The organism is Paenibacillus catalpae, from assembly GCF_900112695.1.
GTDB classification, from domain to species: Bacteria; Bacillota; Bacilli; order Paenibacillales; family Paenibacillaceae; genus Pristimantibacillus; species Pristimantibacillus catalpae.
The window spans coordinates 377,056-399,507 of the sequence record NZ_FOMT01000002.1 but is presented as its reverse complement, the minus strand read 5'-3'; the positions used below and the strand labels follow the sequence as shown (position 1 = coordinate 399,507).

Annotated in this window: 19 protein-coding genes; all 19 read right to left on the bottom strand. The window is 52.3% G+C overall.

Annotation, left to right across the window (positions count from 1 at the left end; all coding sequences use genetic code 11):
- Nucleotide 1: 1 nt before the first annotated feature.
- The 19 genes from BM200_RS09480 to BM200_RS09390 all read right to left on the bottom strand — a co-directional run bounded on the left by BM200_RS09480 (nucleotide 2) and on the right by BM200_RS09390 (nucleotide 22,420).
- Nucleotides 2–1,345, bottom strand: a complete 1,344-nt coding sequence (locus BM200_RS09480) for an LLM class flavin-dependent oxidoreductase (protein ID WP_091184361.1) — start codon at nucleotides 1,343–1,345, stop codon at nucleotides 2–4.
- A 213-nt stretch (nucleotides 1,346–1,558) separates the two neighbouring features.
- Nucleotides 1,559–2,752, bottom strand: a complete 1,194-nt coding sequence (locus BM200_RS09475; RefSeq protein WP_175532814.1) for a M20 metallopeptidase family protein — start codon at nucleotides 2,750–2,752, stop codon at nucleotides 1,559–1,561.
- A 32-nt stretch (nucleotides 2,753–2,784) separates the two neighbouring features.
- Nucleotides 2,785–4,113 carry an LLM class flavin-dependent oxidoreductase gene (locus BM200_RS09470; RefSeq protein ID WP_091184357.1) on the bottom strand — a complete coding sequence of 443 codons (1,329 nt, stop codon included), beginning with the start codon at nucleotides 4,111–4,113 and terminating at the stop codon, nucleotides 2,785–2,787.
- A complete protein-coding gene (locus BM200_RS09465) occupies nucleotides 4,113–4,607 on the bottom strand; it encodes a DinB family protein (RefSeq protein ID WP_091184355.1) in 495 nt (164 codons plus the stop codon). Before BM200_RS09465 ends, BM200_RS09470 begins: the two co-directional genes overlap by 1 nt.
- Before the next feature lie 32 nt (nucleotides 4,608–4,639).
- A complete protein-coding gene (locus BM200_RS09460; protein WP_091184352.1) occupies nucleotides 4,640–5,809 on the bottom strand; it encodes an amidohydrolase in 1,170 nt (389 codons plus the stop codon).
- Between the two features lie 24 nt (nucleotides 5,810–5,833).
- Complete coding sequence (locus BM200_RS09455) at nucleotides 5,834–6,844, bottom strand: LLM class flavin-dependent oxidoreductase (protein WP_091184350.1); 1,011 nt, start codon at nucleotides 6,842–6,844, stop codon at nucleotides 5,834–5,836.
- A gap of 47 nt (nucleotides 6,845–6,891) precedes the next feature.
- Nucleotides 6,892–7,644: an amino acid ABC transporter ATP-binding protein gene (locus BM200_RS09450; RefSeq protein ID WP_091184348.1), complete on the bottom strand. Its 753-nt coding sequence runs from the start codon at nucleotides 7,642–7,644 to the stop codon at nucleotides 6,892–6,894.
- Entirely contained in the window at nucleotides 7,641–8,351 is a 711-nt protein-coding gene (locus BM200_RS09445; RefSeq protein WP_091184345.1) for an amino acid ABC transporter permease, read from the bottom strand. Before BM200_RS09445 ends, BM200_RS09450 begins: the two co-directional genes overlap by 4 nt.
- Nucleotides 8,341–9,141, bottom strand: a complete 801-nt coding sequence (locus BM200_RS09440) for an amino acid ABC transporter permease (RefSeq protein ID WP_091184343.1) — start codon at nucleotides 9,139–9,141, stop codon at nucleotides 8,341–8,343. The genes BM200_RS09445 and BM200_RS09440 overlap by 11 nt, the downstream gene beginning before the upstream one ends.
- A gap of 39 nt (nucleotides 9,142–9,180) precedes the next feature.
- Entirely contained in the window at nucleotides 9,181–10,050 is an 870-nt protein-coding gene (locus tag BM200_RS09435; protein ID WP_091184341.1) for a transporter substrate-binding domain-containing protein, read from the bottom strand.
- Nucleotides 10,051–10,111: 61 nt separating this feature from the next.
- A complete protein-coding gene (locus BM200_RS09430) occupies nucleotides 10,112–10,645 on the bottom strand; it encodes a GNAT family N-acetyltransferase (RefSeq protein ID WP_091184340.1) in 534 nt (177 codons plus the stop codon).
- A gap of 126 nt (nucleotides 10,646–10,771) precedes the next feature.
- Nucleotides 10,772–11,656 carry a LysR family transcriptional regulator gene (locus tag BM200_RS09425; RefSeq protein WP_091184338.1) on the bottom strand — a complete coding sequence of 295 codons (885 nt, stop codon included), beginning with the start codon at nucleotides 11,654–11,656 and terminating at the stop codon, nucleotides 10,772–10,774.
- Between the two features lie 344 nt (nucleotides 11,657–12,000).
- A complete protein-coding gene (locus tag BM200_RS09420; RefSeq protein ID WP_091184336.1) occupies nucleotides 12,001–13,245 on the bottom strand; it encodes an alpha-L-fucosidase in 1,245 nt (414 codons plus the stop codon).
- A 175-nt stretch (nucleotides 13,246–13,420) separates the two neighbouring features.
- On the bottom strand, nucleotides 13,421–15,238 hold the full coding sequence (locus BM200_RS09415) for a glycoside hydrolase family 35 protein (protein WP_091184333.1): 1,818 nt from the start codon (nucleotides 15,236–15,238) through the stop codon (nucleotides 13,421–13,423).
- A gap of 91 nt (nucleotides 15,239–15,329) precedes the next feature.
- Nucleotides 15,330–16,709 carry an ABC transporter substrate-binding protein gene (locus tag BM200_RS09410; RefSeq protein ID WP_091184330.1) on the bottom strand — a complete coding sequence of 460 codons (1,380 nt, stop codon included), beginning with the start codon at nucleotides 16,707–16,709 and terminating at the stop codon, nucleotides 15,330–15,332.
- A 107-nt stretch (nucleotides 16,710–16,816) separates the two neighbouring features.
- Nucleotides 16,817–17,587 (bottom strand): carbohydrate ABC transporter permease, encoded by a 771-nt coding sequence (locus BM200_RS09405; protein ID WP_245773006.1) that lies wholly within the window; start codon nucleotides 17,585–17,587, stop codon nucleotides 16,817–16,819.
- Between the two features lie 75 nt (nucleotides 17,588–17,662).
- Nucleotides 17,663–18,595 carry a carbohydrate ABC transporter permease gene (locus BM200_RS09400; protein ID WP_091184326.1) on the bottom strand — a complete coding sequence of 311 codons (933 nt, stop codon included), beginning with the start codon at nucleotides 18,593–18,595 and terminating at the stop codon, nucleotides 17,663–17,665.
- 503 nt (nucleotides 18,596–19,098) lie between these two features.
- Complete coding sequence (locus BM200_RS09395; RefSeq protein ID WP_091184323.1) at nucleotides 19,099–20,697, bottom strand: response regulator transcription factor; 1,599 nt, start codon at nucleotides 20,695–20,697, stop codon at nucleotides 19,099–19,101.
- Nucleotides 20,690–22,420 (bottom strand): sensor histidine kinase, encoded by a 1,731-nt coding sequence (locus tag BM200_RS09390; protein WP_091184320.1) that lies wholly within the window; start codon nucleotides 22,418–22,420, stop codon nucleotides 20,690–20,692. Before BM200_RS09390 ends, BM200_RS09395 begins: the two co-directional genes overlap by 8 nt.
- Nucleotides 22,421–22,452: the final 32 nt, after the last annotated feature.

Here is a 22,452-nt window from a genome sequence, read left to right as displayed (position 1 = left end):
GTTAGTTAACAGTAACGCCGGCTTGTTTGCGAGCTGCTGTATAACGGTTCTCCGGAACCGGAATGCCAAGATTGCCGCGAAGCGTATCTGCTTCATACTCGGTACGGTACAACCCGCGCTCCTGCAGAATCGGTACAACCAGCTCGACAAAATCATCCAACCCGCGTGGTGTAGCCGATGCAATAATGAACCCGTCCGCCGCTTCCTCTTCAAACCACTCCTGTACCTTATCGGCTACAAATTCCGGCGTTCCGATAAAAGCATTGCGCGGAGTAGCCGCTTGCAGAGCGACTTCGCGAAGCGTAAGCCCTTGCTCCTTGGCGCGGCGCTTGATCCGGTCGGTTGTGCTGCGGAAGCTGTTGGAGCCGAAATCGCCAAGATCCGGGAACGGTGCATCCAGCTCATATTGCGAGAAGTCATGATGCTCGAAAAATCTTCCCAGGTGGTCGAGCGCCTTTTCGATCGTCACCAGATCCGCAATCTGACGGTACTTCTCTTCCGCCTCTTCCTGCGTGCGTCCGATAATAGGTCCGATGCCCGGGAAAATAAGCGTATGCTCCGGATTCCGGCCATTGTCTGCGATACGCCGCTTCACATCGCGGTAGAACTCTTTCGCATCCTCGATCGATTCCGGGCCCGTAAATACGGCATCCGCTGTCTTAGCGGCAAGATTACGTCCGCTTTCAGATGATCCTGCCTGGAAGACAACAGGCTGGCCCTGCTTCGATCTTGCGATATTGAGCGGTCCTTGCACGGAGAAGAACTCGCCTTGGTGATTCAGCCGGTGCAGCTTCTCGGGATCGAAGAACACACCGCTTTCTTTATCACGGACAAAAGCGTCGTCCTCCCAGGAATCCCAAAGGCCCTTCGCGACCTCCAAATATTCCTCTGCAATCCGGTAACGCTCGCTATGCTCGGGATGCGGTTTGCCTCCAAAATTAAGCGCACTGCCTTCAAGCGGGGAAGTAACGACATTCCAGCCTGCGCGGCCGCCGCTGATATGATCGATGGACGAGAATTGACGTGCTACCGTAAACGGCTCGCTATACGAAGTCGATAAGGTTCCCACAAGGCCTATGTTGGATGTAACGGCGCCAAGTGCCGACAGAATCGTAATAGGCTCGAAGCGGTTCAAGAAGTGAGGGATGGATTTTTCCGTAATGTACAGACCGTCTGCAATAAAGAGGAAATCGAACTTGCCTTCTTCTGCCTTAAGAGCCTGCTGCTTATAGAAGCCGATATTGACGCTTGCATCCGCCGGAATATCGGGATGTCTCCAGCCTGAGCTGCTTCCTCCAACACCATGAATAATAGCTCCCAATTTCAGCGCTCTTTTCTTCGACATATACACTCCACCCTTATCCAAATTTGTTTGTCTCAAAATTACGTTTATCCCATTTGTTTAATAGGGATTAATCTTGGCAATACTCTAACACCCGGCTTCCGGCTGCACAATATCATATAAATGTCTTCTATCGACAGTTAGTAATCATCTATGGGTTAAGCTATAAAAGCAATAAAACACCAAAAGCCAATGGCGATCGGTGTTTCCCCATCTCTATGATCCGGCAGCAAGCTGAACAAGCAGTCTGGTTCCATGAACCAGAATCGCTTCATCCAGATTGAACTTGGGACGATGCAGTCCATCTTGAAATCCACGCGATTCATTACGACAGCCGAGCAAAATAAAGGCTCCCGGCACTTGGTCCAAGTACCAGCCGAAATCCTCACCAGCCAGGCTTGGCGTAGGCTGCCTCAGCACATTCTCTTCTCCTAACACGGCTGCACCCGCGCGGACAACCTCTTCAACCGCATCGCTGTCATTCACGACGGCAATCCCCTCGCGAAGGGCAATATTGTAGAAGCCGCCGTAGGAAAGAGACACCGCTTGTGCATGTCTTTCCAGACCTGCCGTAATGGCAGCAACCGTCTGCTTGCTGAAGGCACGGAATGTCCCGGTAATGACACTCTGTTCGGCAATTGCATTAATCACCGTGCCAGCACGCACGGTTCCAAATGCTAGTACAGCCTGCTCCAGCGGATCAATACCGTTCGCCATCATGCCATTCACTCCGGCAATATAGGCTGCCGTCATCTGAATGGCATCCGCCGCAAGATGAGGCGAGCTGTGATGCCCGTTTGTCCCATGAAACGTCACGTGGAAATGGGAAGAGGCCGCCATCGCATAATGCGGATGGATGCCGATGGTTCCCGCATCAAGCTCCGGCCATACATGCAGGGCATAACAGCGGTCAACGCCATTAAGTATTCCCGCCTCGATCATATCCCTCCCGCCGGAGAGCAGGCGTCCGTCAAGCGGACTTCGCATTGCCCCTTCCTCGGCAGGCTGGAAGACAAACCGGATTTCACCGGCGAAGTGGTCCCGATAGGCCGAAAGCGTCTTAGCAGCGCCAAGCAGCATAGCGGTATGGGCATCATGGCCGCAGGCATGCATGACACCATCGATCTCGGATTTATAATCAATATCATTTAATTCCGTAATGGGTAGAGCGTCCATATCCGCCCGCAGCAGGATCGACCGGTCGCCCTCCAGTCCGCCGCGAAGCACCCCAACTACACCTTTGCCAAAATGGGGGCCGACGCCTGTTTGGACGTCGATCCCCCATTCTTGCAGCAGCCGTGCGACCAATGCCGCTGTACGATCGGTATCGTACAGCAGCTCCGGATGGCGGTGCAGGTCGCGGCGAATCGCGACAAGCTCCTCATGCAGCGAGCCTGCATACGCCAGCATCTCAGCTATTGCTTCCTTATTTGTACTCAGGCTCAAACGTGCTCAGCCGCTTTCGCATAACGGTTAGCCGGAATCGGCAAGCCAAGATTGCCGCGCAGCGTATCACCTTCATACTCCGTGCGGAACAAACCGCGCTCCTGCAGAATCGGAACAACCTGTTCAATAAAATCCTCAAGCCCGTGCGGCACCGAGGAACCCACCATAAATCCGTCTGCGGCACCGGCTTCGAACCATTCCTGTACCCGGCCTGCTACTTGTTCCGGTGTACCGATGAAGATCGGACGGGGTGTTGCAACCTGCAAGGCCACCTGACGGAGCGTCAGACCTTTCTCCTTCGCATTCGCTTTGATCTTGTCCGTACCGCTTTGGAAGCTGTTGCGGCCGAGATCTCCCAGCTCAGGGAACGGCGCGTCCAGATCGTATTGGGAGAAGTCATGATGCTCGAAGAATCGTCCCATGTAGATGAGCGCATTTTCCGCCGATACGAGGTCCACAACCTCCTGATATTTGCGCTCCGCCTCTTCCTCCGTGCTGCCGATAATCGGACCGATGCCCGGGAAGACCAGAACATTGTCCGGGTTACGACCGAATGCCGCCGCACGGCGCTTCACGTCCTGATAGAACGCGGCCGCGTCTTCAACCGAATCATGGCCGGTGAAGATCGCATCCGCATGCTTCGCCGCATAATCCTTGCCAACTTCGGATGCTCCCGCCTGAAAGATAACCGGATGCCCCTGCTTCGAGCGGGCAATGTTAAGAGGGCCTTTCACCGAGAAGAACTCGCCTTCATGATTCAGCGCATGCATCTTGGCCGGATCAAAGAATACGCCGGACTCTTTGTCGCGGACAAAAGCATCATCCTCCCAGGAATCCCAGAGGCCGCGCGTCACTTCCAGATATTCCGTCGCGATCCGGTAACGCTTGTCATGATCCGGATGCTCCTTCTTGCCGTAGTTCAGAGCGGAGCCTTCAAGCGGGGAAGTAACGATATTCCAGCCGGCACGGCCGCCGCTGATCACATCAAGCGAACCGAACTGGCGCGCAACCGTAAATGGCTCGCTGTACGAAGTGGACAGCGTGCCAACAAGACCGATACGCTTGCTGACTGCGGCCAGCGCGCTTAGAATGGTGATCGGCTCGAAGCGATTCAGGAAATGCGGAATCGATTTTTCATTAATATACAGACCATCCGCAATAAACGCCAAGTCAAACTTGCCTGCCTCGGCTTTCTCCACCCATGATTTGTAAAGCTCGAAGTTCACGCTTGCATCGGATGGAATCTCCGGATGTCTCCAAAGCGATGTGCTGCTGCCGACGCCATGAAGCATCGCGCCCAGCTTTAATTGTTTGCGTGCCGCCATTATACATTGCCTCCTTGAGCTACCTTGCTGTGCGCTTGGTAAGCTGTTTTGATCCTGTCGATCTGCCCCAGATGATGATGGACATGCTTCGTGAAGCCTTGAATAATGTCACGGACACGGACTGTTTCGCCCTTGAAGTTAATGCCCGTCTTATCCAGATCCTGCTCGCTCAGCCGGCCAAACAGCAGGCCGTTGTACTGCAGCAGCGCCCAGAACGCGTTCAAAATATCGGATGCATTGCCGTCATTGGAATGCTGACCTGACACCCAAAGGTCTTGATTAAAAGCAGGAAGCTGGGCTTTCGTATCCGCTAGGATGTCACGAATGCGGAAGGACACGACAATATTGTGATCGGCCAAATGAGAGAGCACCTCGGTTACGCTCCATTTCGCTTCGGTTTCTTTCCATTTCAGCTGAACATCATCTAATCCTGCGATCGCCTGAGTCAGCTCCAGATGCGTATCCAGGTAGGCTTGAATATCGATTGCACTCATTCGAATCCCTCCATGTTATGGGCTTCCCGGTACTAGACCGGTTCCTCAGCCGCAAATTGTTCAAGTGCCCGAATAGCCGTTCCGGCAAAGAAATCAGCTGCCACCGGCAGCGCGCGTTCATCAAGATCAAATGCAGGGTGATGCCACTCTCTTGGTCCGTCCGTTCCTATAAAGACGAACAGCCCCGGCACCAGCTGCTGGTAAGCCGCAAAGTCTTCTCCTGCCAGCGAAGGTACAGGATTGACCGGAAGCAGCTCCAATTGCTCGGCTTCCTGCCAGGCCAGCTCAGCCAGTCCTTCATCGTTATGAACCGGAGGAGGACCTTCAATCCAGCGGACAACTGCCGTTGTGTCAAAAGCGGCGGCAACACCCGCTGTTACCTGATCAAACCGTTCACGCACCCGGCGGCGGACGTCCGGATCAAAAGTGCGAATGGTGCCTTCAAGCACAGCCTTCTCCGGTATGACATTCCATGCGGTACCGCTGTTCAGCTTCGTCACGCTGATAACGGCACTGTCGAGCGCTCCTACATTACGACTGACAATCGACTGCAGCGCGGTCACGATATGGGATGCCGTTACAACCGGATCATTACCGGCTTCCGGAACGGCCGCATGAGAGCCGTGCCCTGCTACTTCTACAACAAAACCGTCGGCAGCCGCCATAAGCGGACCGCCTTTAATGCCAATGGTGCCAACGGGCAGATCCGGCTTATTATGGAGGCCGAATATCGCCTGCACACCTTCTAATGCCCCACTGGCAATAACTTGCCGCGCGCCCTTCGCTTTCTCTTCTGCCGGCTGGAAGATCAGCCGGATAGTGCCTTTAAGCTCATGCTCGCGTTCCTTCAATAAGTAAGCGGCTCCGATAATCGCTGCCGTATGGAAATCATGTCCGCAGGCATGCATCTTGCCCGGGGCAGCCGAAGCAAACGGCAGGCCCGTCTCCTCCTGAATCGGCAGCGCATCGATATCAGCCCGAAGCGCAATAACGGGTTTGCCCGCTCCGATCTCCGCGATGACGCCTGTCTTCAGAGCGTAGCTCGCGATCCGGATACCGGCTGCTTCAAGCCAATTCCGGATTCGAATGGTTGTTTCAAACTCCTCATGGGACAGCTCCGGATTCCGGTGCAGCTCCCTGCGGATATCGGTCAAACGGCCTGACAGCGCAGCAGCGCTGCGGGTCCTTGTTTCGTTACTCATTTGTCCACCTCCTGCGCCAAACGGTTAAGCCGTTACCTCGGCAAACGCCTCGCTCAGCAGCTCATAAGAGCGGATCCGTTTCTCGAACGGCGTAATATTGGTTGTTACAATAAACTCATCTACCCCTGCAGCTTCCTGCAGGGCAAGCAGCTTGCTGCGCACCTTTTCCTTCGAGCCTGCTGCGATAAGCGGCTCTTTCTCTTCAATCGTGTACGGCTCGCCGGCTTGCTGGCCATAGGCTTCCGCCTGCTCAACCGTGCCAAGGGTGACCTTGCGCCCGCTGGCCAAATGCACTTTCACCAGCTTTTGCGGAGGAATCAGGCTGACCGCTTCTTCATCCGTATCCGCGACGATTGCAGAGAGTGCCAGAATCGCTTGCGGGGCAGATCCAAATTCATAATTAAAGGCATTCTTGTATTTAATAACCGAATCAATAGCCGCCTGCTCGTCTCCTCCGATAAAGAGGGAGAATACATAAGGCAGGCCAAGGCTTGCAGCCAGCTCTGCGCTGTCAGCAGAAGCACCCAGCACATGCAGCTCCGGTGCAACAGCCGGGATCGGCGTCGCCTTCAGTCCGGCAAGCGGTCCTTCCTCATCGGTGCGTCCATCCACGTAGCCGCGAAGCTCAATGATTTTGTCCGTAAGCGACTGCTGGTTTACGAGGTTACGCTGAAGCGCCTGCGTACTGCGCGGCAGTCCGCCCGGGGCACGCCCTACGCCAAGATCAACCCGGCCAGGGGCAAGCGATGCGAGAACATGAAAGTTCTCCGCTACCTTATAAGGGCTGTAATGCTGCAGCATAATACCGCCGGAGCCAATGCGGATTTGATTCGTGCGTGCAAGCAAATAGGAGATCAGAACTTCAGGCGAAGAGCCCGCTACATACTCGGAATCATGATGCTCCGATACCCAGAACCGGCGGAAGCCAAGCGCTTCTGCTTTTTGTGCCAGAGCTACCGTATGAGCGAATGCCTCTGTTGTGGTCTCGCCCGGATAGACCGGACTTTGATCCAAAATGCTTATTGTAATGGACATGCCGTTTACCTCCTAAAAAGAATTAAAAGTCCGGATAGGCCCGACTACTAGATCGAATAGCTGTATTCCGATGTAAAACGCTTCAGGAACTGCTTGGTCCGCTCTTCCTTCGGATTGCCGAACAGCTCGGCTGGATCCCCTTCTTCGACGATAACCCCGCCGTCCATAAACACCACATGATTCGCTACATCCTGAGCAAAGCCCATCTCATGGGTGACGATAATCATCGTAATGCCTTCCTTGGCAATTCGGCGGATAACCGCCAGCACTTCGCCTACCAGTTCAGGGTCCAGAGCGGATGTTGGCTCATCGAACAAAATCACTTCAGGCTCAAGCGCAAGCGCCCTCGCAATGCCGACACGCTGCTGCTGGCCGCCCGACAGCTGGCTCGGATAAGCGTCCAGCTTAGCGCCGAGGCCAACTTTCTCGAGCAGCTCGATGCCGCGTTTGCGCGCCTCTTCCTTGCCTACCTTCTTCACTACAATCAGCCCTTCGATTACATTCTCGAGTGCCGTTTTGTGGCTGAACAGATTGTATTGCTGGAAGACCATGGCCGAGCGCTGGCGCAGCGCATAGATATCTTTTTTACCCGCATGCCTCACGTCAAGGGAGAAATCGCCGATCCGGATCTCTCCATCGCTTGGCTTCTCCAAATAATTAATGCAGCGCAGAAGCGTTGTTTTGCCGGAGCCGCTTGGCCCCAGAATGGCAACGACTTCGCCTTTATTAACGGTAAGATCAATGCCTTGAAGCACTTCATGGCGTCCAAACGACTTGCGGATACCGCTTAGCTTGATCATGCTACCCCTCCCTTGCTGTACACGCGGATTCTTTTCTCAATAAGGCCGGTAAAACGTTCAATCAGGATCGTTAATCCCCAGAAGATTAAAGCCGCAGCCACGTAGGATTCAAAGAACTTCCAATTCGTTGAAGCCACGATCTGCGCCTTGGCGTTCAGGTCAACAACCGACACGGTAAAAGCAAGCGTCGAGCCGTGCAGCATACCGATGACCGAGTTCGACAGATTCGGCAGGCTTGCCGCCAATGCTTGAGGAAACACAATCCGGCGAAGCGCCTGCGGCGTTGTCATGCCAACCGACCAGGCTGCCTCCATCTGTCCGCGGTCAACCGCAAGCAAGCCGGAGCGGACAACCTCGGACAAATAGGCGCCGGCCGTAATGGAGAATGAAATGTAAGCGAAGCCGATCATCGGGATCTTGGCGGAATTCCACCCAAGACCGTAATGCGTCGAAAGGCCGTCTACAAGCATCGGCAGACCAAAATAAATAAGAAGCAGATGCGTCAGCATCGGTGTTCCGCGGATAAAGGTCACATAACCGCTCGACAGCTGGGACAGCACCGGAATCCGGTAAATCCGGGCAAGTGCCGTTATAGTACCGATTACAAATCCGACAGATACGGATACCAGCGTTATGAGCAGCGTAGTCGGAACAGCTGACCATAGCTGCAGAAACGCGGTCCATATAAAGGAAGGATCAAGCTTCATAGCGAGGCACCTCCTTGTTGTCCAGCTTGAGTTCACCGGTCAGGCGACCCAAGGTGAGCCGTTTGCGTTTTCTGGTAAAGAACCGGTTCTTCTCATTGGAATCCCGGCGCAGATGGCGGGATAAGCGGCGCTCTGCTGCAAGCATGAGCCGTTCCAGCGCAATGCTCATAACGAGATAGATAAGGGCCAGAGCAATATAGGTTTCGATAAAATGCTGGGATAGGGAGCCAAGCGTTTGAGCCTTGCCCGTCATCTCCATTACGCCTAGCGTAAAGGCAAGCGAAGTATCCTTCAGCATCGCAATAACGAGATTGGCGAATACCGGAATCGCAATCGCGACCGCCTGCGGCAGCACGATCCGGGTAAAGGCCTGGTACCCGGTCATGCCAACGGCATAAGCGGCTTCCACCTGCCCCCGGTTAACCGCCTGTACAGCTGCCCGGATCGTCTCCGATACATAAGCAGCAACATTAAGACCAAACGTTAAAATAACGAAATAAATGACGGGAACCTTCGAAATATCGACAGAGACAAGCTTCAGAATTTCCGGAAGCCCGTAATAGAACAGAAACAGCTGAATGAGAATCGGGGTACCCCGGAAGAAGGAAACGTATACCATCGATACATTCCGAAGCACCGGTACGTTGTAAAGGCGGGGAAGTGCTACCAGGAATCCGATGATCAGTCCGAGCCCAATAGCTCCTGCCACGATTAACAGGGTAATATTCAGCGTACTCAGCAGCTTGGGAATAAAATCGAAGACATAATTAATATCGAAGCCATACTCCATCCTGCGGTCTCACCTCTCAATACTCTCTAAATCACAAGTCTATTTGGAGCTGTCAGCCGTAAAGTCGCCGCCCAGCCATTCCGTGCTCAATTTGCCAAGCGTGCCGTCTGCTTTAAGCTCCTTCAGAGCAACGTCCACCGCATCGGACAGCTCTTGGCTTGCCGGATCGCCCTTGCGAAGCACGAACAGGATATCCGCCTCTGACAGGTCATCGCCGGTTGTCTTCAGCTTGGTTTGCGGATCAATCAGCGACAACGTAAAGTCTGCTGCTAAAGTAGCGTCTACGCGGCCGGTCGTAAGTTGGCTGACCGTATCATTGGCTGCACCGTTCTGGTACACGATGTTGATTTTTTTGTCATGATCTTTGTTGTAGTTCTCAAGGATTTGCGCTTGTGCGCTTGTTGCGCCAACCAGCACCTTCTTGCCTGCCAGATCATCAAGGGAGTGGATGGTGTTGTTGTCTTGCGGGACAATAATTTTATTTCTCCAGTGCGCATAAGGCTCTGTATTGAACAGGTATTTCGCTTCGCGTTCCGGATTTTTCTCCATTTCATGCGCAACAAGATCGATTTTGTTTGTCTCCAGGCTTAAAAGCAGGTTCGAGAATTCCATCGTTTGAATGTCGAATTCATATTGCGGCAGGCGATTGTCGATTTCCTTAATAAGCTCGACATCAAAGCCTGTCAGCTTGCCGTTCTCGTCGATAAAGCATACTTGCGGGAAGCCGGTACCTGTACCGATGACAACCTTTTTCACCTCGCCGCCGGCATTGCTGGAAGCGGAAGCATTCGCAGCGGCTTTATTGCCGTTTTGCGCTTGCGTATTGTCCGATTTATTGTTCGAGCCGCAGCCTGCTGCCACCAGAACTAACGATAATGCAGCTGTAAAGACTAACACTTTTTTCTTCATATTGAGATACCCCCGTCTTTTCATCGATTATTTGTAGGTCTTCCCCCCGATTTTGCCGGGCTTACTGTGCTGCCGCTTGTTCTCCGTTTACTTGCTCGAACAGCTCTGGGTTTACAATCTTGCGGAGCAGATGCATCGGTCCGTCGCCATTGCCCGCATCGAAGGATCGGATGCTCTCATAGCCTCTGCGCTGGTACATCGGCAGCAGCCATGGATGCTTCTCGGCGGTTCCAAGCGTCACGGCAGGTGCGCCTTCCTTGTCGCGAATGATCGTATTCTCGACCCAGTTGAGCAGCTTATCTCCGTACCCTTTGCCCTGCTCGCTTGGATGGACAGCAAACCATTTAATAAACGGCAGGTCCGTAATCGCCTTGACCTCATCGGTCTTCGACAACGTAATGGTCGCTACGATGATGCCGTCCGCCTCCAGCACGTAACATTCATTCTGTGTAATGTTGTCCCGTATTTGATCCAGATCGGCATTCGCCGCCGGCCATTTCAGCTCCAGCTCCCGAATGAGCGAATAGGCTTCATAGGTTACTTCGCGCAGACGCTCTGCATCTTCCACACCGGCTTGCCTAAACAATTCACTCATAGTTACACCCCTCATCACTCTAATAATATAATTCCTATAAACTTAGTAAGGATTAAGATGATATAAATGTATCATCTATCCGCCTACCCGCGCTAATAGACTTTCTCTATTGATCGATTGATTAATCTAAATGCTGTAAAAGCTTAAATTGTTCTTTGGCAGCAACGCTTGAATAAACTCTTCATTCTCTCCGGTCAGCGCAACCAGATTCGTCTGCAGAGATATCCCTTTCGTCTCTTCAATCTCGATCGGAATGAGCCTGCCCTTGCTTACTTCCTCCTTCGCGCATAAGCCCGGAAGGAAACAGATGCCGGCTTTCTGCAGCACCAGCTTCTTGGCCGTTTCGGAATTATCCGCATGAAAAACGATATGGGGAGGCTGCTCCAAATGCTCGAATACGCGGTGAAGCCGCAGCCAGTCGAGCGAGCCGCATTCGAAGAAAACCAGCGGCTGATCACGGATGACATCGATCGACACCCGCCCTTCCTCGGCGAAGGGATGTCCTTCATAGACATAGAGGCGGATAGGATCTTCATAGTAGGAAAACGACTGTAAGGATGGATGAACAAGCTTTCTTACAAAAGCGAGATCGATCTCCCGGTCGAGCAGCTTTTTGACCAGATCATCCGAAGGAGCCGTCGTTAATTTGAAGGTTAATCGGGGGAATAACCGATGTAATCTCGGCAGCAGATCGGGAATTAGATAATTGGAGACCGATACGGTGCTTCCGATCCGAAGCTCCTGAGGACGGGCTCCCTTCTCCTGCAGATGGAGACGGCCTTTTTGAATCGTTTGAAGAATCTGCTGAGCATACGGCAGGAACTGCTTGCCCTTCTCCGTCAGCATAATTTGCTTGCCAAGCCGGTCGAACAGCCGGCAGTCGAGCTCCCTCTCCAGCGTCTGAATGCGGGCGGTAACGGATGGCTGGGAGAGGAAGAGCACCTCCGCCGCTTTATTAAAGCTGCCGTAATGATTGACATACACAAAAGCTTCGATGTTCTCAATATTCATAGGTAATCCCTCCGCGACCTTATCGATAGACTTTATCTATACTTGAAATTAAATTAATTTTATCTTATAGGATTAATCGGATTTAGGGAATAGCGGGATTGTAAAAAACTTCAAGTTAACGTCAAAAGAGGCCGCTCACTAAGGGGTTTGCTCGCTGGAGAAACGGCTCGCATCAGTAAAATAAGAATTAATTCTCATAAAAAATAGCGTTGCAAAGGGCTAGCCCTGCAACGCTATTTTTCGATTTTGATCCTTTGCAGCTTTCTTCAGCAAATTGTGGGCAATTTCGCGATTTTCTTGTGGAGGACGAGCATGGAATACACAAGGTTCATCCTAATAACCGGTCATTCGTTGCTTCCATATACTGCAAACGATCTTATTTTGGGTTTATCGTCAGATTCTAATATTCGTAAACGCAAACCATCTATTGAAGAAGGTGCGATACGATCAATCTTCTTATGCCCGATCGCGCTGCCTCGAATAATCTCATTCCATTCCCCACTGTACCATGCCTCTATTACATAGGCTCGCACACATTCTCCGTATCGAATGTCCTCCATGATTACTACATGCTCTACAACCGTATTTGGCTCAAGTCCAAGAATAATGAATTGGCCTTCTTGATCTACGGTTTGTGCAAGGGCCTTGCCCAACCTGCGGCTAATCTCATCACCGAACGCAATTACCCGCTCAACGTCAGCATCTGGCAGAAGCCCGCGATTGTCCGGCGCCACATTCAGTAGAAGAGTCGCGCCATGGCCGACGGAACGATAATAAATATCCATCAGACTATCCAGGGACAGCAGAAGTCCTTCCTCATCGGGATGCCAGAACCAGCGATCTTTACGAATTGGCACGTCACATTCCGCCGGAACCCAGCCTGGAGTCTCAGGCAGCCAGTTTAAGGAGGCATCACTGAACATGCTGACTCTTGCCGATTCCGCCGTATTCCATGATGGATACGGTGCCACTCCGTCCTCGTTGCCAACCCACCGAATTGTAGGTGCTCCCATATTAAAAATCATGGCACCGGGCTGATGCTGCTTGACCAGGCTCATAATCCGGCTCCAGTCATACTCTCTGCCCTCAGAGCCCGCTCCGTCGAACCATATTTCTACTAGCGGTCCATAACCGGTTATAAGCTCTTCCAATTGCCGCAGATAGAAGTCATCATAGGCTGCTTTATCCGAATAACAAGGCTCATGACGGTCCCATGGCGATAAGTATAGTCCGAATCCGATTCCTTCCTCACGGCATGCCTCAGCGCATTCCTTCACGACATCGCCATCGCCTTCCTTCCAGGGACTGGAAGCAACAGAATAATCCGTTGTCAACGTTGGCCATAAGCAAAAGCCGTCGTGATGCTTTGCAGTCAACACGAAATATCGGAAGCCCGCTCGCTTGGCTGTACGTACCCACTGGCGGGCATCCAGCTCTGTTGGGTTAAATATACGAGGCGAATCACTCCCGTCACCCCATTCTTGATCACAGAACGTATTCATCCCGAAATGACAAAAAAATCCAAGCTCGAAGTCCTGCCACAGTAGCTGATGCTCTGTTGGAAGGGGTCTATTTAAAAAAGAATGCATGATCCTGTTCCGTCCTCTCAACATCGAATAGATTACAGCTGGTGCCAGCTGTTTAGAATCTTAGCTTCATCCTAATTAACAAGCCGTTCTTCGGCCTCAATTCAAGATTTCGTAATGATTCTAGCGACTAAGCATCAGGGCTTCCGATCAGGCTTGGATGCTGCCCGCTCTCTGCCTATTCTTCCTGCACAAAGTTCAACACCTGCTCGTCAACCGCAGCCGTCTCACCAAGGTCGGGTACGTCCGTTAACGTTACTTCGGGAAGTCCGTTTATGCCATGCAGCTCGAATATAATAATTTCGTTTTCCCCTTTGCGCAGCAACGGACCCGGCACATATAACGCGCGCTGCGGTCCCGCTTCCCAATACCGGCCAAGCTGGAAGCCGTTGATCCAGGCGATTCCCTTTTGCCAGCCGTCAAACCGGAGGAACGTATCCGCAGGCTCGTCAACATCAACAAATCCCCGATAAAAGGCCGGACGTCCATCAGGCTGCTTGGCTAGCTCCCGCTCCTGCACGGCTCCATATTGGATCCGAGCGATCTGCTCAGACTCAAGCGGCAGCAAGGTAACTGTCCAGTTCGACTGGAACTGGTTATCGATCAGAATGCCTTCGGTTATTCCTTTATGATCGCGCAGATAAGGCCCATAATTGACGCGGCCCATATTTTCAACGAGCACGTCCAGTCTTGCCCCTTCTCTTGGAATCGAGATCTCGATTGGCTGCGGATTCCACCGCTCCACGACGCCAATCAACTTGCCGTCCAGGAATACCTGAGCTCGGTCGCGCACCTCGCGAAGATGCAGCTTTTGTCTGGTTCTTGGCCCTTTAACCTGCGTCGAATACAAAATAAAACCATACGCCTGATCGAAATGCTCCATAGGCCGGATACTGACGGATTGTATCTGTCCAGCGGATACCTGCTCGAGCTGATCCAGCAATTCCCCCCGCTGCGTCAAAGCGACTTTGCCGTACGCTTTCTTAGGAATCGGAGCGGGGAACGGTGCTCCTTCCGGTATGCCATGCTTTTCGAGCACGCCGCGAATGGCTTTGTATTTGTCGGTTACGTCCCCCCACTCCGTAAGAGGCGCATCGTAATCATAGCTTGTTATCGTTGGTTCATAATGCTCGCCGTAGTTGGCTCCGCTGTAATAACCGAAGTTCGTCCCGCCATGGAACATGTACAGATTTACGGATGCCCCTTGCTGCAGCATTTCGTCCAATACCTGTGCAACGTCCGCTGCATCCCGTACATGATGCGGCTTCCGCCAATGGTCGAACCAGCCAAGCCAGTACTCCATCACCATGAGCGGCTCGTCCTGCCGGTACTCCCGGTATTTCCCGAAGGACTCCTCTACCCGCGAACCGAAGTTAACCGTTGCATGCAGTCCCTCTACCGTGCCGCCTAGCAGCATCTCGTCCGTTGGGCCGTCCGAGGTGAACAGCAGACAGTCGACTCCCCGTCGGATCAAGCCATCCCGCAAGTAAGCCAAATAAGCAGTGTCATTGCCATAGCTTCCATATTCATTCTCAACCTGCATAGCGATGACGGGACCACCCTGCGAATCCAGCAGCGGCAGCAGGCGCGGAATCAGCTCGTCATAGTAGCGGTCGACTTTTTCCAAGTATTCGTTATCCATGCAGCGCAGTCCCATGGACGATTTCAGCAGCCAGGCAGGCAGTCCCCCAAACTCCCACTCCGCGCAAATATAAGGGCTCGGACGGACAATCACATGCAGACCAAGCTTGCCTGCCGCCTTAATAAACTGGACGACATCCGCAATCCCGTCGAAGCGGAAGCTTCCCTCCCGGGGCTCGTGCAGGTTCCAAGGAATGTATGTCTCCACCGTATTGAAGCCGCACGCCTTCAGCTTCAGCAGCCTGTCCTCCCAATACTCCGGGACAACCCGGAAGTAATGAATCGCCCCAGATAAAATCAGGACCTCCTCGCCGTCCAGCCAATACTTTTGATCCTTCCACGTTAACCGGCTCACTTCGATCCCTCCACTTGCCCAGTAAAGAAAGAAAACCCCGGAGCAACCGGTAGGTTGTCTCCGAAGCTCTCTTCCGTTAGCTTATGAGCGATTATTTGCTTTCTTTCTCATTAATTATTTTCGTTGCTTGATCAACCATCCACTTCTGCACATCGTCGATCGATTCGTTGCTTAGCATAAACTTGCTGAAGCCGTCGTCGATAACCTTGGTCAGTTCGGATGTCGATACCGTTATGACGCTGGAGGCGTCCAGGTATTTGATGTCGTCGCCAAACAGCGTGCTTTGCAGCGAATCCACGTCGTACAGCTCTTTGTTCTCGCCAATGATGCGGTCCAGCATCGCTTTGTTGTCCGCCTTTTTCCAGCCGGAGAACTCGGTGCGCTTGTCGAAATCCGAAGTTGTCATGAAGCGCATCAGCTTAAACGAAGCATCTTTATGCTTGGAGTTCTCCCCCATAACAACCGAGTTTCCGCTTGTGAAATATTTGCCTCCTTCGTAATCCTTCGGCTCGGCGCCTTTTGGAGGCAGAGGTACGGGTGCAAATGCCGTCTTGAACGTATGCGGGTACTGCTCCTGGTTGCCTACATCCGGAATCGTAAAGCTGCCCGTCAGAATCATCGCTGCCTGCTCGTTAAAGAATTCCGTCCGGTAATTCAGCTTGGCTGCAAGCACATCGGCATAAGGCTTGGCCGATTTGTCGACGTTCTCCATATCCTTGCGGAGCTGGAAGAAGTATTTGTAAGAAGGGTCGGACAGGATCGTTGAGCCGTCTTCGTAACGGAACGGATCCTTCATCACCGTCTGAGCCGGCGCGTTCATGTACAGCTCCCACGTATGGAAGTACGTACCGTAGCGCTTGTCCACGCCTTCGCCTTTGGTCAGCTTCTTGGCATAGTCGCGATAGTCATCCCAGGTCCAGCCGTAGGTTGGAACCGGCAGGCCCGCTTCATCGAGCGCATCCTTATTCAGCAGCACGTAGTTGAAGCTTGAAGTCAGCTGCATGCCGTAATAGTTGCCGTCAATTTTAGGGTTTACATAATACTCGTCTTCCGGCACCAGATTTTCTTGTTTATAGAAATCGTTCAACGGAGCAAGCGCTCCTCTTGTCGCACGTTCATAGACTGCCCCAAGGCTCGGCATGGCTACAACGTCAACCGCCTCGCCCGACGAGATCAGGAAGTCCAGCTTTTTCAGCATTTCAACGGAATCGCCCGGTACCAGCACGACATGCTCGACTTTAATATCCGGATTCTCCGTCATGAATTTGTCCAGCATCGCGTCGGTTGTCACCGCTTGGGCTTCGTTATCCCAGTTGTAATACTTAATCGTTACGGGTTCCGACTTGCCTGATCCGGATGAGCCTTCGCTACCCGAATTCGCCGAGTTGTTGCCTCCGCATGCGCTGAGCGCAACCGTGCCGGCCAGCAGCAAGCCTGCCACCGCCGTAAACTTGCGTTTTGCTTGTTTCATTTCTGCTTCCCCCTAGAACTTTATAATGACTACACACCCAGTATAACGATCGTCCCATTTTGCCAAGTGTATAATTTTGAGGTGTAACGAGTACTTTTTTGACTACCTTACCCTTTCACGCCGCCTAGCGCAATCCCGTTAATGACCTGCTTCTGCATGATAATGAAGATAGCCAGAAGGGGGATAATCGCCGACAATGCTGCCATCATCATAATCGCATAGTTATTCGTGTAATCATCCCGGAACAGCGTAATGCCCAGCGGAATGGTGTACAGCTTTTTGCTCAGGAGGAAAATAAGCGGATTCTGGTAATCGTTCCAGGTCCAGATGAACTTGATGATCGCCACTGTCGCCAGCACCGGCCGGCAGAGCGGAATCATAATCGAGAAGAACGTCCGCAGATGTCCAGCCCCGTCGATGCGCGCCGCCTCCAAATATTCATCGCTGATATCGGACATGAACTGCCGCAGCAGGAACGTGAAGTAGATCGAGAACATGCTCATCAGAATAATCGCGGCATGCGTATCGTAAAGCCCCAGCCAGCGGATGATGAGAAACCGAGGGATCAGCGTCGCTTGATCCGGAATGATCATAAAGGACAGCATCGCCAGAAAGATCATGTGACGTCCACGGAAGCGCAGCTTCGTCAGCGCGTAAGCCGACATCGACGAGATCAGCAGCGTAATAACCGTTGTGATGATGGCAACCTTCAGGGAGTTCCAGTAGAAATCGTAAAACGGAACGCGCCCCATCCAGACCGATTTGAAGTTGTAGATTACGTTGATTTTCTCCGGAATCCACTGGATTGGGAAGCGCATGACATCCTTCTCGAACTTCAGGGCAGACGAGACCATCCAGACCAGCGGGGTCAGGAACATCAGAGAGAATGCTCCCAGCAAGACAGTAATGATGCTTTTTGACAGCTTTGTTGTCACAGGTAATCCCTCCTTTTCTTATTCCTTCCCAAGCTTCCACGTCGCCGCCGTAATGATGCCGATAATGGCGAAGAGCAGCCAGGAGATCGCCGAGGCATAGCCCATATCATAATTGCGGAAGCCTTCTTCGTAGATCCGGTACACCAGTACGGTAGACGAATTGTTAGGACCGCCCTCCGTTAGATACGAGATGATGTCAAACACCTTAAATGAGCCGATCAGCATCGTAATCGCAAGGAAAAAGGTCGTTGGACGCAGCAGAGGCACCGTAATCCGGAAAAACTTCTTCAGCGGAGACGCTCCGTCAATCTCGGAAGCCTCGTAAATCTCGTTCGAGATGTTGGTCAGACCGGCCGTATAAATGATAATCGTGTAACCCAGGCTCGCCCATGTGCCGATGATCGCGATGGAGAGCAGCGAGGTCTTCGGATCCACCAGCCATTTGGGCGGCGAGTCTATGCCAAGCTGCATCAACAGCTGGTTAATCGGGCCGAGGGACGGATGCAGCAAGGCGCTCCATACCGCGGCAATCGCGATGATCGACGAGATGTACGGGATAAAGAAAACAACCTTGAAGTAGCTTTTCAGAAAAACGCTGTTGTTGATAACAACGGCCAGCACCAGCGCAATCGCGATTGGAATCGGCACCGTCATGACGGTGTACAGCAGATTGTTTTTCAGCGCCTCCAGAATGGCCGGATCATGGAACAGCTCCTTGTAGTTGCCAAGCCCGATCCATTCGATACCGGGAAGGCCGGACAACATGTCCCATTTGGAGAAGCTCAAATATAAGGAGAACCCTAAGGCAAAGACGTTTAACAGCAGCATCCCGACAATTTCGGGAATGAGGAATAACCAGCCGACCAGCGCCTCTCTGCGTGACGGCGTCCAAAATCTTTTCTTGGCTGCAGCCGCATGGCCGGTGCCCGCCGTTTGTTTGACGACTTCCATACAATCACCTCAACTCTTATGTTGAGATCATAATAATGGATCTAGCCGGTTTGTAAGCGAAGTATTCTGACCCGATACAGGGAGGATTTTGACCTTTTTGAGGGCGAGATAAGTGCCGGTTACGTGAAAAAGCCGCGCTCTAGGCACGGCCTTTTCCGGATCAAGCAATGGCTTGGGTATTGGCTAGACTACTCTTATCAGCCCCTCCCACTCAACCTACATTGCATAAATTACACCCTAATACGCTCAAATCGTGCACTTCGGGTGCGTACGATGTACGAAATGCAGCATAATGGACTGAATTGGGCTTGTTAGGCAGTTTTGAGAGAAATATACTGCAAAAAATACAACATAATTCGTGTTACTAGGTCAATAGGCGGCATTATGCTGTATGACGCTGCAACGTAAAAACCAGAAATGACCCAAGCATGCAAAATGCCGCTGCTAGGAGCGGCATTTTAGAAAGAGGGGTTACCGATCAGTTAATACTATTGTTAGTGACATTAGAGTTTGCGGACCAGCTGATGCTTTTGCTTGAACTGGCTTGGTGTGAAGCCGATATACTTCTTGAACACCTTCGAGAAATACGCGCGGTCGGAATAACCAAGCCCAACGGCAAGCGTCTCGAGCGTCTGGCCGGAGCTCTTCAGCATGTTGGCGGCGATCTTCATTTTGTACTGGTGCACATAGTCCGTGAAGCTAAGCCCCGTCAGACGCTTGAAATAACGGGAGAAGTAGCTCGGGTTCAAATACAGGTACTGCGCGATATCGATAGACGTGATGTTGTCCGAAAGATGATTGTCGATAAAGGCTTGAATGACCTGAAGCCGCGGCTCCCGCGATTTGGCGGAGCCTCCGGCATGGCCAGACTGCTCCTGGGCGAGACGCTCCAGCCGGCCAATCGCCAGCTCCAGCGCGTCCTCCATCGTTCTTGCCGCGCCGATATAAGAGTAGACATCCTCTTCCGCTTTTCTCCGCGGAAACAGGATTTCGGCTTCGCGAAGCAGTTGGACAAGCGCCTCCGTCCATTCCTCCGGCTCGATCCTGCGGTTTGCCGCTTCCTGTCCGAAGCGGAGCAATACGCCGCGCATCTCCTCGGCATTCTTCTCCAGAATAGTGCGCTCAAGCCCGCCGCGGAATGCCGCGTTAAAGTCCTGCGGTAACGGGTAAAAGAGCTGGCCGAGCAGCTGCGAGGACGAAGCCGCGGCCACCTGGCCTATCCGGTAAAATTCCGGCTTGCCGCTCCTAATCTGCTGGTAGACGGAACCGGCCGCCTGCAGGACAAGCTTGTCGGTGACGAGAACGGCCTGCAGCGTAAGCCTAAGGTAGGCCGTCACTTGACGAAGCAGCTCGTCCAAATACGAATGCAGATACGCCTGATCATTCCCCGCCAGGTTCTGGCGGTAATTGTACAGCACCATAAAATGCTCCTGATCGATAAACGGCGTAATCCCTTTATAGGACTGGGCAATTTCCAGGGCAATATTGTAAATCGCGTAACGGATCAGCGGAATGTTGCTCCGGTTATAGAGCAGCTCGTAATCCGAATAACGAAGATGAATCATCCCCATCATAAAGCACGCATACGGCCACTCGATCCCAATGCGGGACGCATAAGCACGCGTCTTTTCCAGATCCGTCCCGTCCATAATCATCTGGAATAACGCGCGTTTTTGCAGCTCGATGCTATAGGCATCGGAACCCGCGCCTTCTTCCGTCTTCCGTCCCTTCAGACGGGTAACCGATTTGCGAAGGCTCTCCTCCAACTGGTCGGCCGTCAATTGATCCTTGATCAAATAATCGTCGGCATCCAGCTTCACCGCCTGCTGGGCATAATGAAATTCCTCGTGGCAGGTCAGAAATATAATTCTCACGCCCGGCTTTATTGACACAAATTCCGCGGCCAGCTCGATTCCGTTCTTCTTCGGCAGCCCGATATCCGTAATGACGATATCCGGCATCGTCTCCTTGAACAGATGCAGTGCCTTTACGCTCGAGAACGTGCTTCCGGCCACATGCAAATCAAGCTGCTCCCATTCAATCATCTGCTGCAGCACTTTAAGCATCGGGACATCATCATCAATCAGCATGACTTTATACATGGGATACCTCCTGTCCGGACGGACTTGGAATCGGAATAGCCAAAATAACGGTAATGCCGCCTGCGGCATTGGAGCGCAGCTTCATCTCCGCGGAGCCGTACGTCAGCTTGAGACGCTGAATGACGTTCCTCAGCCCTACCCGCTCGTAAGGGACATAATCCTCCGCGTCCGGGTCTATGTCCGGGGAAGCGTTTAATTGCCTGTTTAGCCAGGCAAGCTGCTCTTCGTCCATGCCGCAGCCATCGTCTTCGATGGTCATATAAATACGGCCTTGCTCCCGGTAAGCATGAACAACGATATGAAGCTCGTCTTTCTCGTCCAGACCGTGCACAATCGCATTCTCGACTATAGGCTGAAGAACCAGCTTCGGCACAATAAAGCTCTTCAGCTCCGGTTCGATGCGGGCTTCAATGGATAGCGGCATTTCGCTTCGGACCTTCATTATATCGACGTAATAACCAAGCAGCCGGCACTCTTCCTCCAGCGAGGATGGCGTATTAACCTTCAGATAGGCCCGCAGCAGATTCATTAACGAGTCGACAATGCCGCTATGCACTTGGTCCTTGCTAAGAATAAGACTGCATTTGATCGAATTAAGAGTATTGATCAGAAAATGCGGACGGATCTGCATAAAAAGCGCCTCAAGCTCCATCACGCGCTTTTGCTCCTGCTCCTGCTCAATGTTGGTAATGAGCACCTCGATCTCATCGAGCATCTGGTTGAAGGAATGGCTGAGCTCCGCAATATCGTCCTTGCCTTTCACCTCAAGCCGCATATCGCGGTTGCCCAAGGCGAACTGGCGGGCGACCCGCTGCAGCTTTTGAATCGGACTATGCAGTCTTCTGGCAAAGAAGAGCGAAATAATCGAAAACAGCAGCGTAAAGACCAGAACAAGCCCGATACCGATATAAAAGGCTCGTGAGATTTGGCCAAAAAGCGAATCCTCGGAGGTCTCATAGGCGAGCTTCCAATCGCTCTTGTCGAGCGTAATCTGCGACCGGAAATCCGATTCTGACTTGCTTCCTGATTGGAGTACGACATCCGGGCTGCCGGCAATCCGCTTGCCGTCCCCGTCAAACAGGGCAATCTGCCCGAATTCGACTCTCTCCAGCAGCTTTTCGAAATAAGAGGCCTCAATGCCAACAAGCAGAACAGCCGTATAGGGCTTGCCGCCGCCATCGCCAATAACTCTGGCAAGATAATAGGTGCCCTCTTCATCCGGACTATCCTGCAGGAGGCCAAGGTACTGCAGAACGATCGGCTTCGAAGCATTCACGTTCTTAAGGAGCGGCACCAGCTTGCTGTTGATCGCCGCCAAATTCTCCGAATCCGGCGACAAAATAAAGTTCGCGCGATTAACCAGATACATATGAATGCTGTTGTTCAGCGGCTTTGACGTGATGAGCGAAAAGCTGTCCTTGATCCGCATAAACCGCGTATAGTCGGTATACGTATTAAGCCTGCCCGTATCCGCAAACAGGTTGAGGGAAGCCCGTAATTCGTTATCATTCACAATATAATGCGAAGCGAAGGTCACATCGTCGATCGTCCGGTCAATTTCCCCGACAATAACGTTAAGCATGCTGCTGTTGCTGATCTGAAACTTCTCTATCATGTTTTGTTTTAATAGCGTATATGAAATAACGGAAACGGCGAGAATCGGAAAAATAATAAATAAGAGAAAGGACAGTTGGATTCTTCGGTAGTAGGTCAATCTCGTCATGGCAGTTCTCCCCATACGATATACCTTCATTG

Coding starts and splice junctions, on each gene's coding strand:
- BM200_RS09455 (WP_091184350.1), bottom strand. CDS start 6,844: ATGTCCATTACAATAAGCATTTTGGATCAAAGTCCGGTCTATCCGGGC.
- BM200_RS09430 (WP_091184340.1), bottom strand. CDS start 10,645: ATGAGTGAATTGTTTAGGCAAGCCGGTGTGGAAGATGCAGAGCGTCTG.
- BM200_RS09405 (WP_245773006.1), bottom strand. CDS start 17,587: ATGTTCCTGACCCCGCTGGTCTGGATGGTCTCGTCTGCCCTGAAGTTC.
- BM200_RS09470 (WP_091184357.1), bottom strand. CDS start 4,113: ATGGCGGCACGCAAACAATTAAAGCTGGGCGCGATGCTTCATGGCGTC.
- BM200_RS09420 (WP_091184336.1), bottom strand. CDS start 13,245: ATGCATTCTTTTTTAAATAGACCCCTTCCAACAGAGCATCAGCTACTG.
- BM200_RS09435 (WP_091184341.1), bottom strand. CDS start 10,050: ATGAAGAAAAAAGTGTTAGTCTTTACAGCTGCATTATCGTTAGTTCTG.
- BM200_RS09460 (WP_091184352.1), bottom strand. CDS start 5,809: ATGAGTAACGAAACAAGGACCCGCAGCGCTGCTGCGCTGTCAGGCCGT.
- BM200_RS09480 (WP_091184361.1), bottom strand. CDS start 1,345: ATGTCGAAGAAAAGAGCGCTGAAATTGGGAGCTATTATTCATGGTGTT.
- BM200_RS09450 (WP_091184348.1), bottom strand. CDS start 7,644: ATGATCAAGCTAAGCGGTATCCGCAAGTCGTTTGGACGCCATGAAGTG.
- BM200_RS09400 (WP_091184326.1), bottom strand. CDS start 18,595: ATGGAAGTCGTCAAACAAACGGCGGGCACCGGCCATGCGGCTGCAGCC.
- BM200_RS09440 (WP_091184343.1), bottom strand. CDS start 9,141: ATGGAGTATGGCTTCGATATTAATTATGTCTTCGATTTTATTCCCAAG.
- BM200_RS09445 (WP_091184345.1), bottom strand. CDS start 8,351: ATGAAGCTTGATCCTTCCTTTATATGGACCGCGTTTCTGCAGCTATGG.
- BM200_RS09390 (WP_091184320.1), bottom strand. CDS start 22,420: ATGACGAGATTGACCTACTACCGAAGAATCCAACTGTCCTTTCTCTTA.
- BM200_RS09475 (WP_175532814.1), bottom strand. CDS start 2,752: ATGCTGGCGTATGCAGGCTCGCTGCATGAGGAGCTTGTCGCGATTCGC.
- BM200_RS09410 (WP_091184330.1), bottom strand. CDS start 16,709: ATGAAACAAGCAAAACGCAAGTTTACGGCGGTGGCAGGCTTGCTGCTG.
- BM200_RS09395 (WP_091184323.1), bottom strand. CDS start 20,697: ATGTATAAAGTCATGCTGATTGATGATGATGTCCCGATGCTTAAAGTG.
- BM200_RS09425 (WP_091184338.1), bottom strand. CDS start 11,656: ATGAATATTGAGAACATCGAAGCTTTTGTGTATGTCAATCATTACGGC.
- BM200_RS09465 (WP_091184355.1), bottom strand. CDS start 4,607: ATGAGTGCAATCGATATTCAAGCCTACCTGGATACGCATCTGGAGCTG.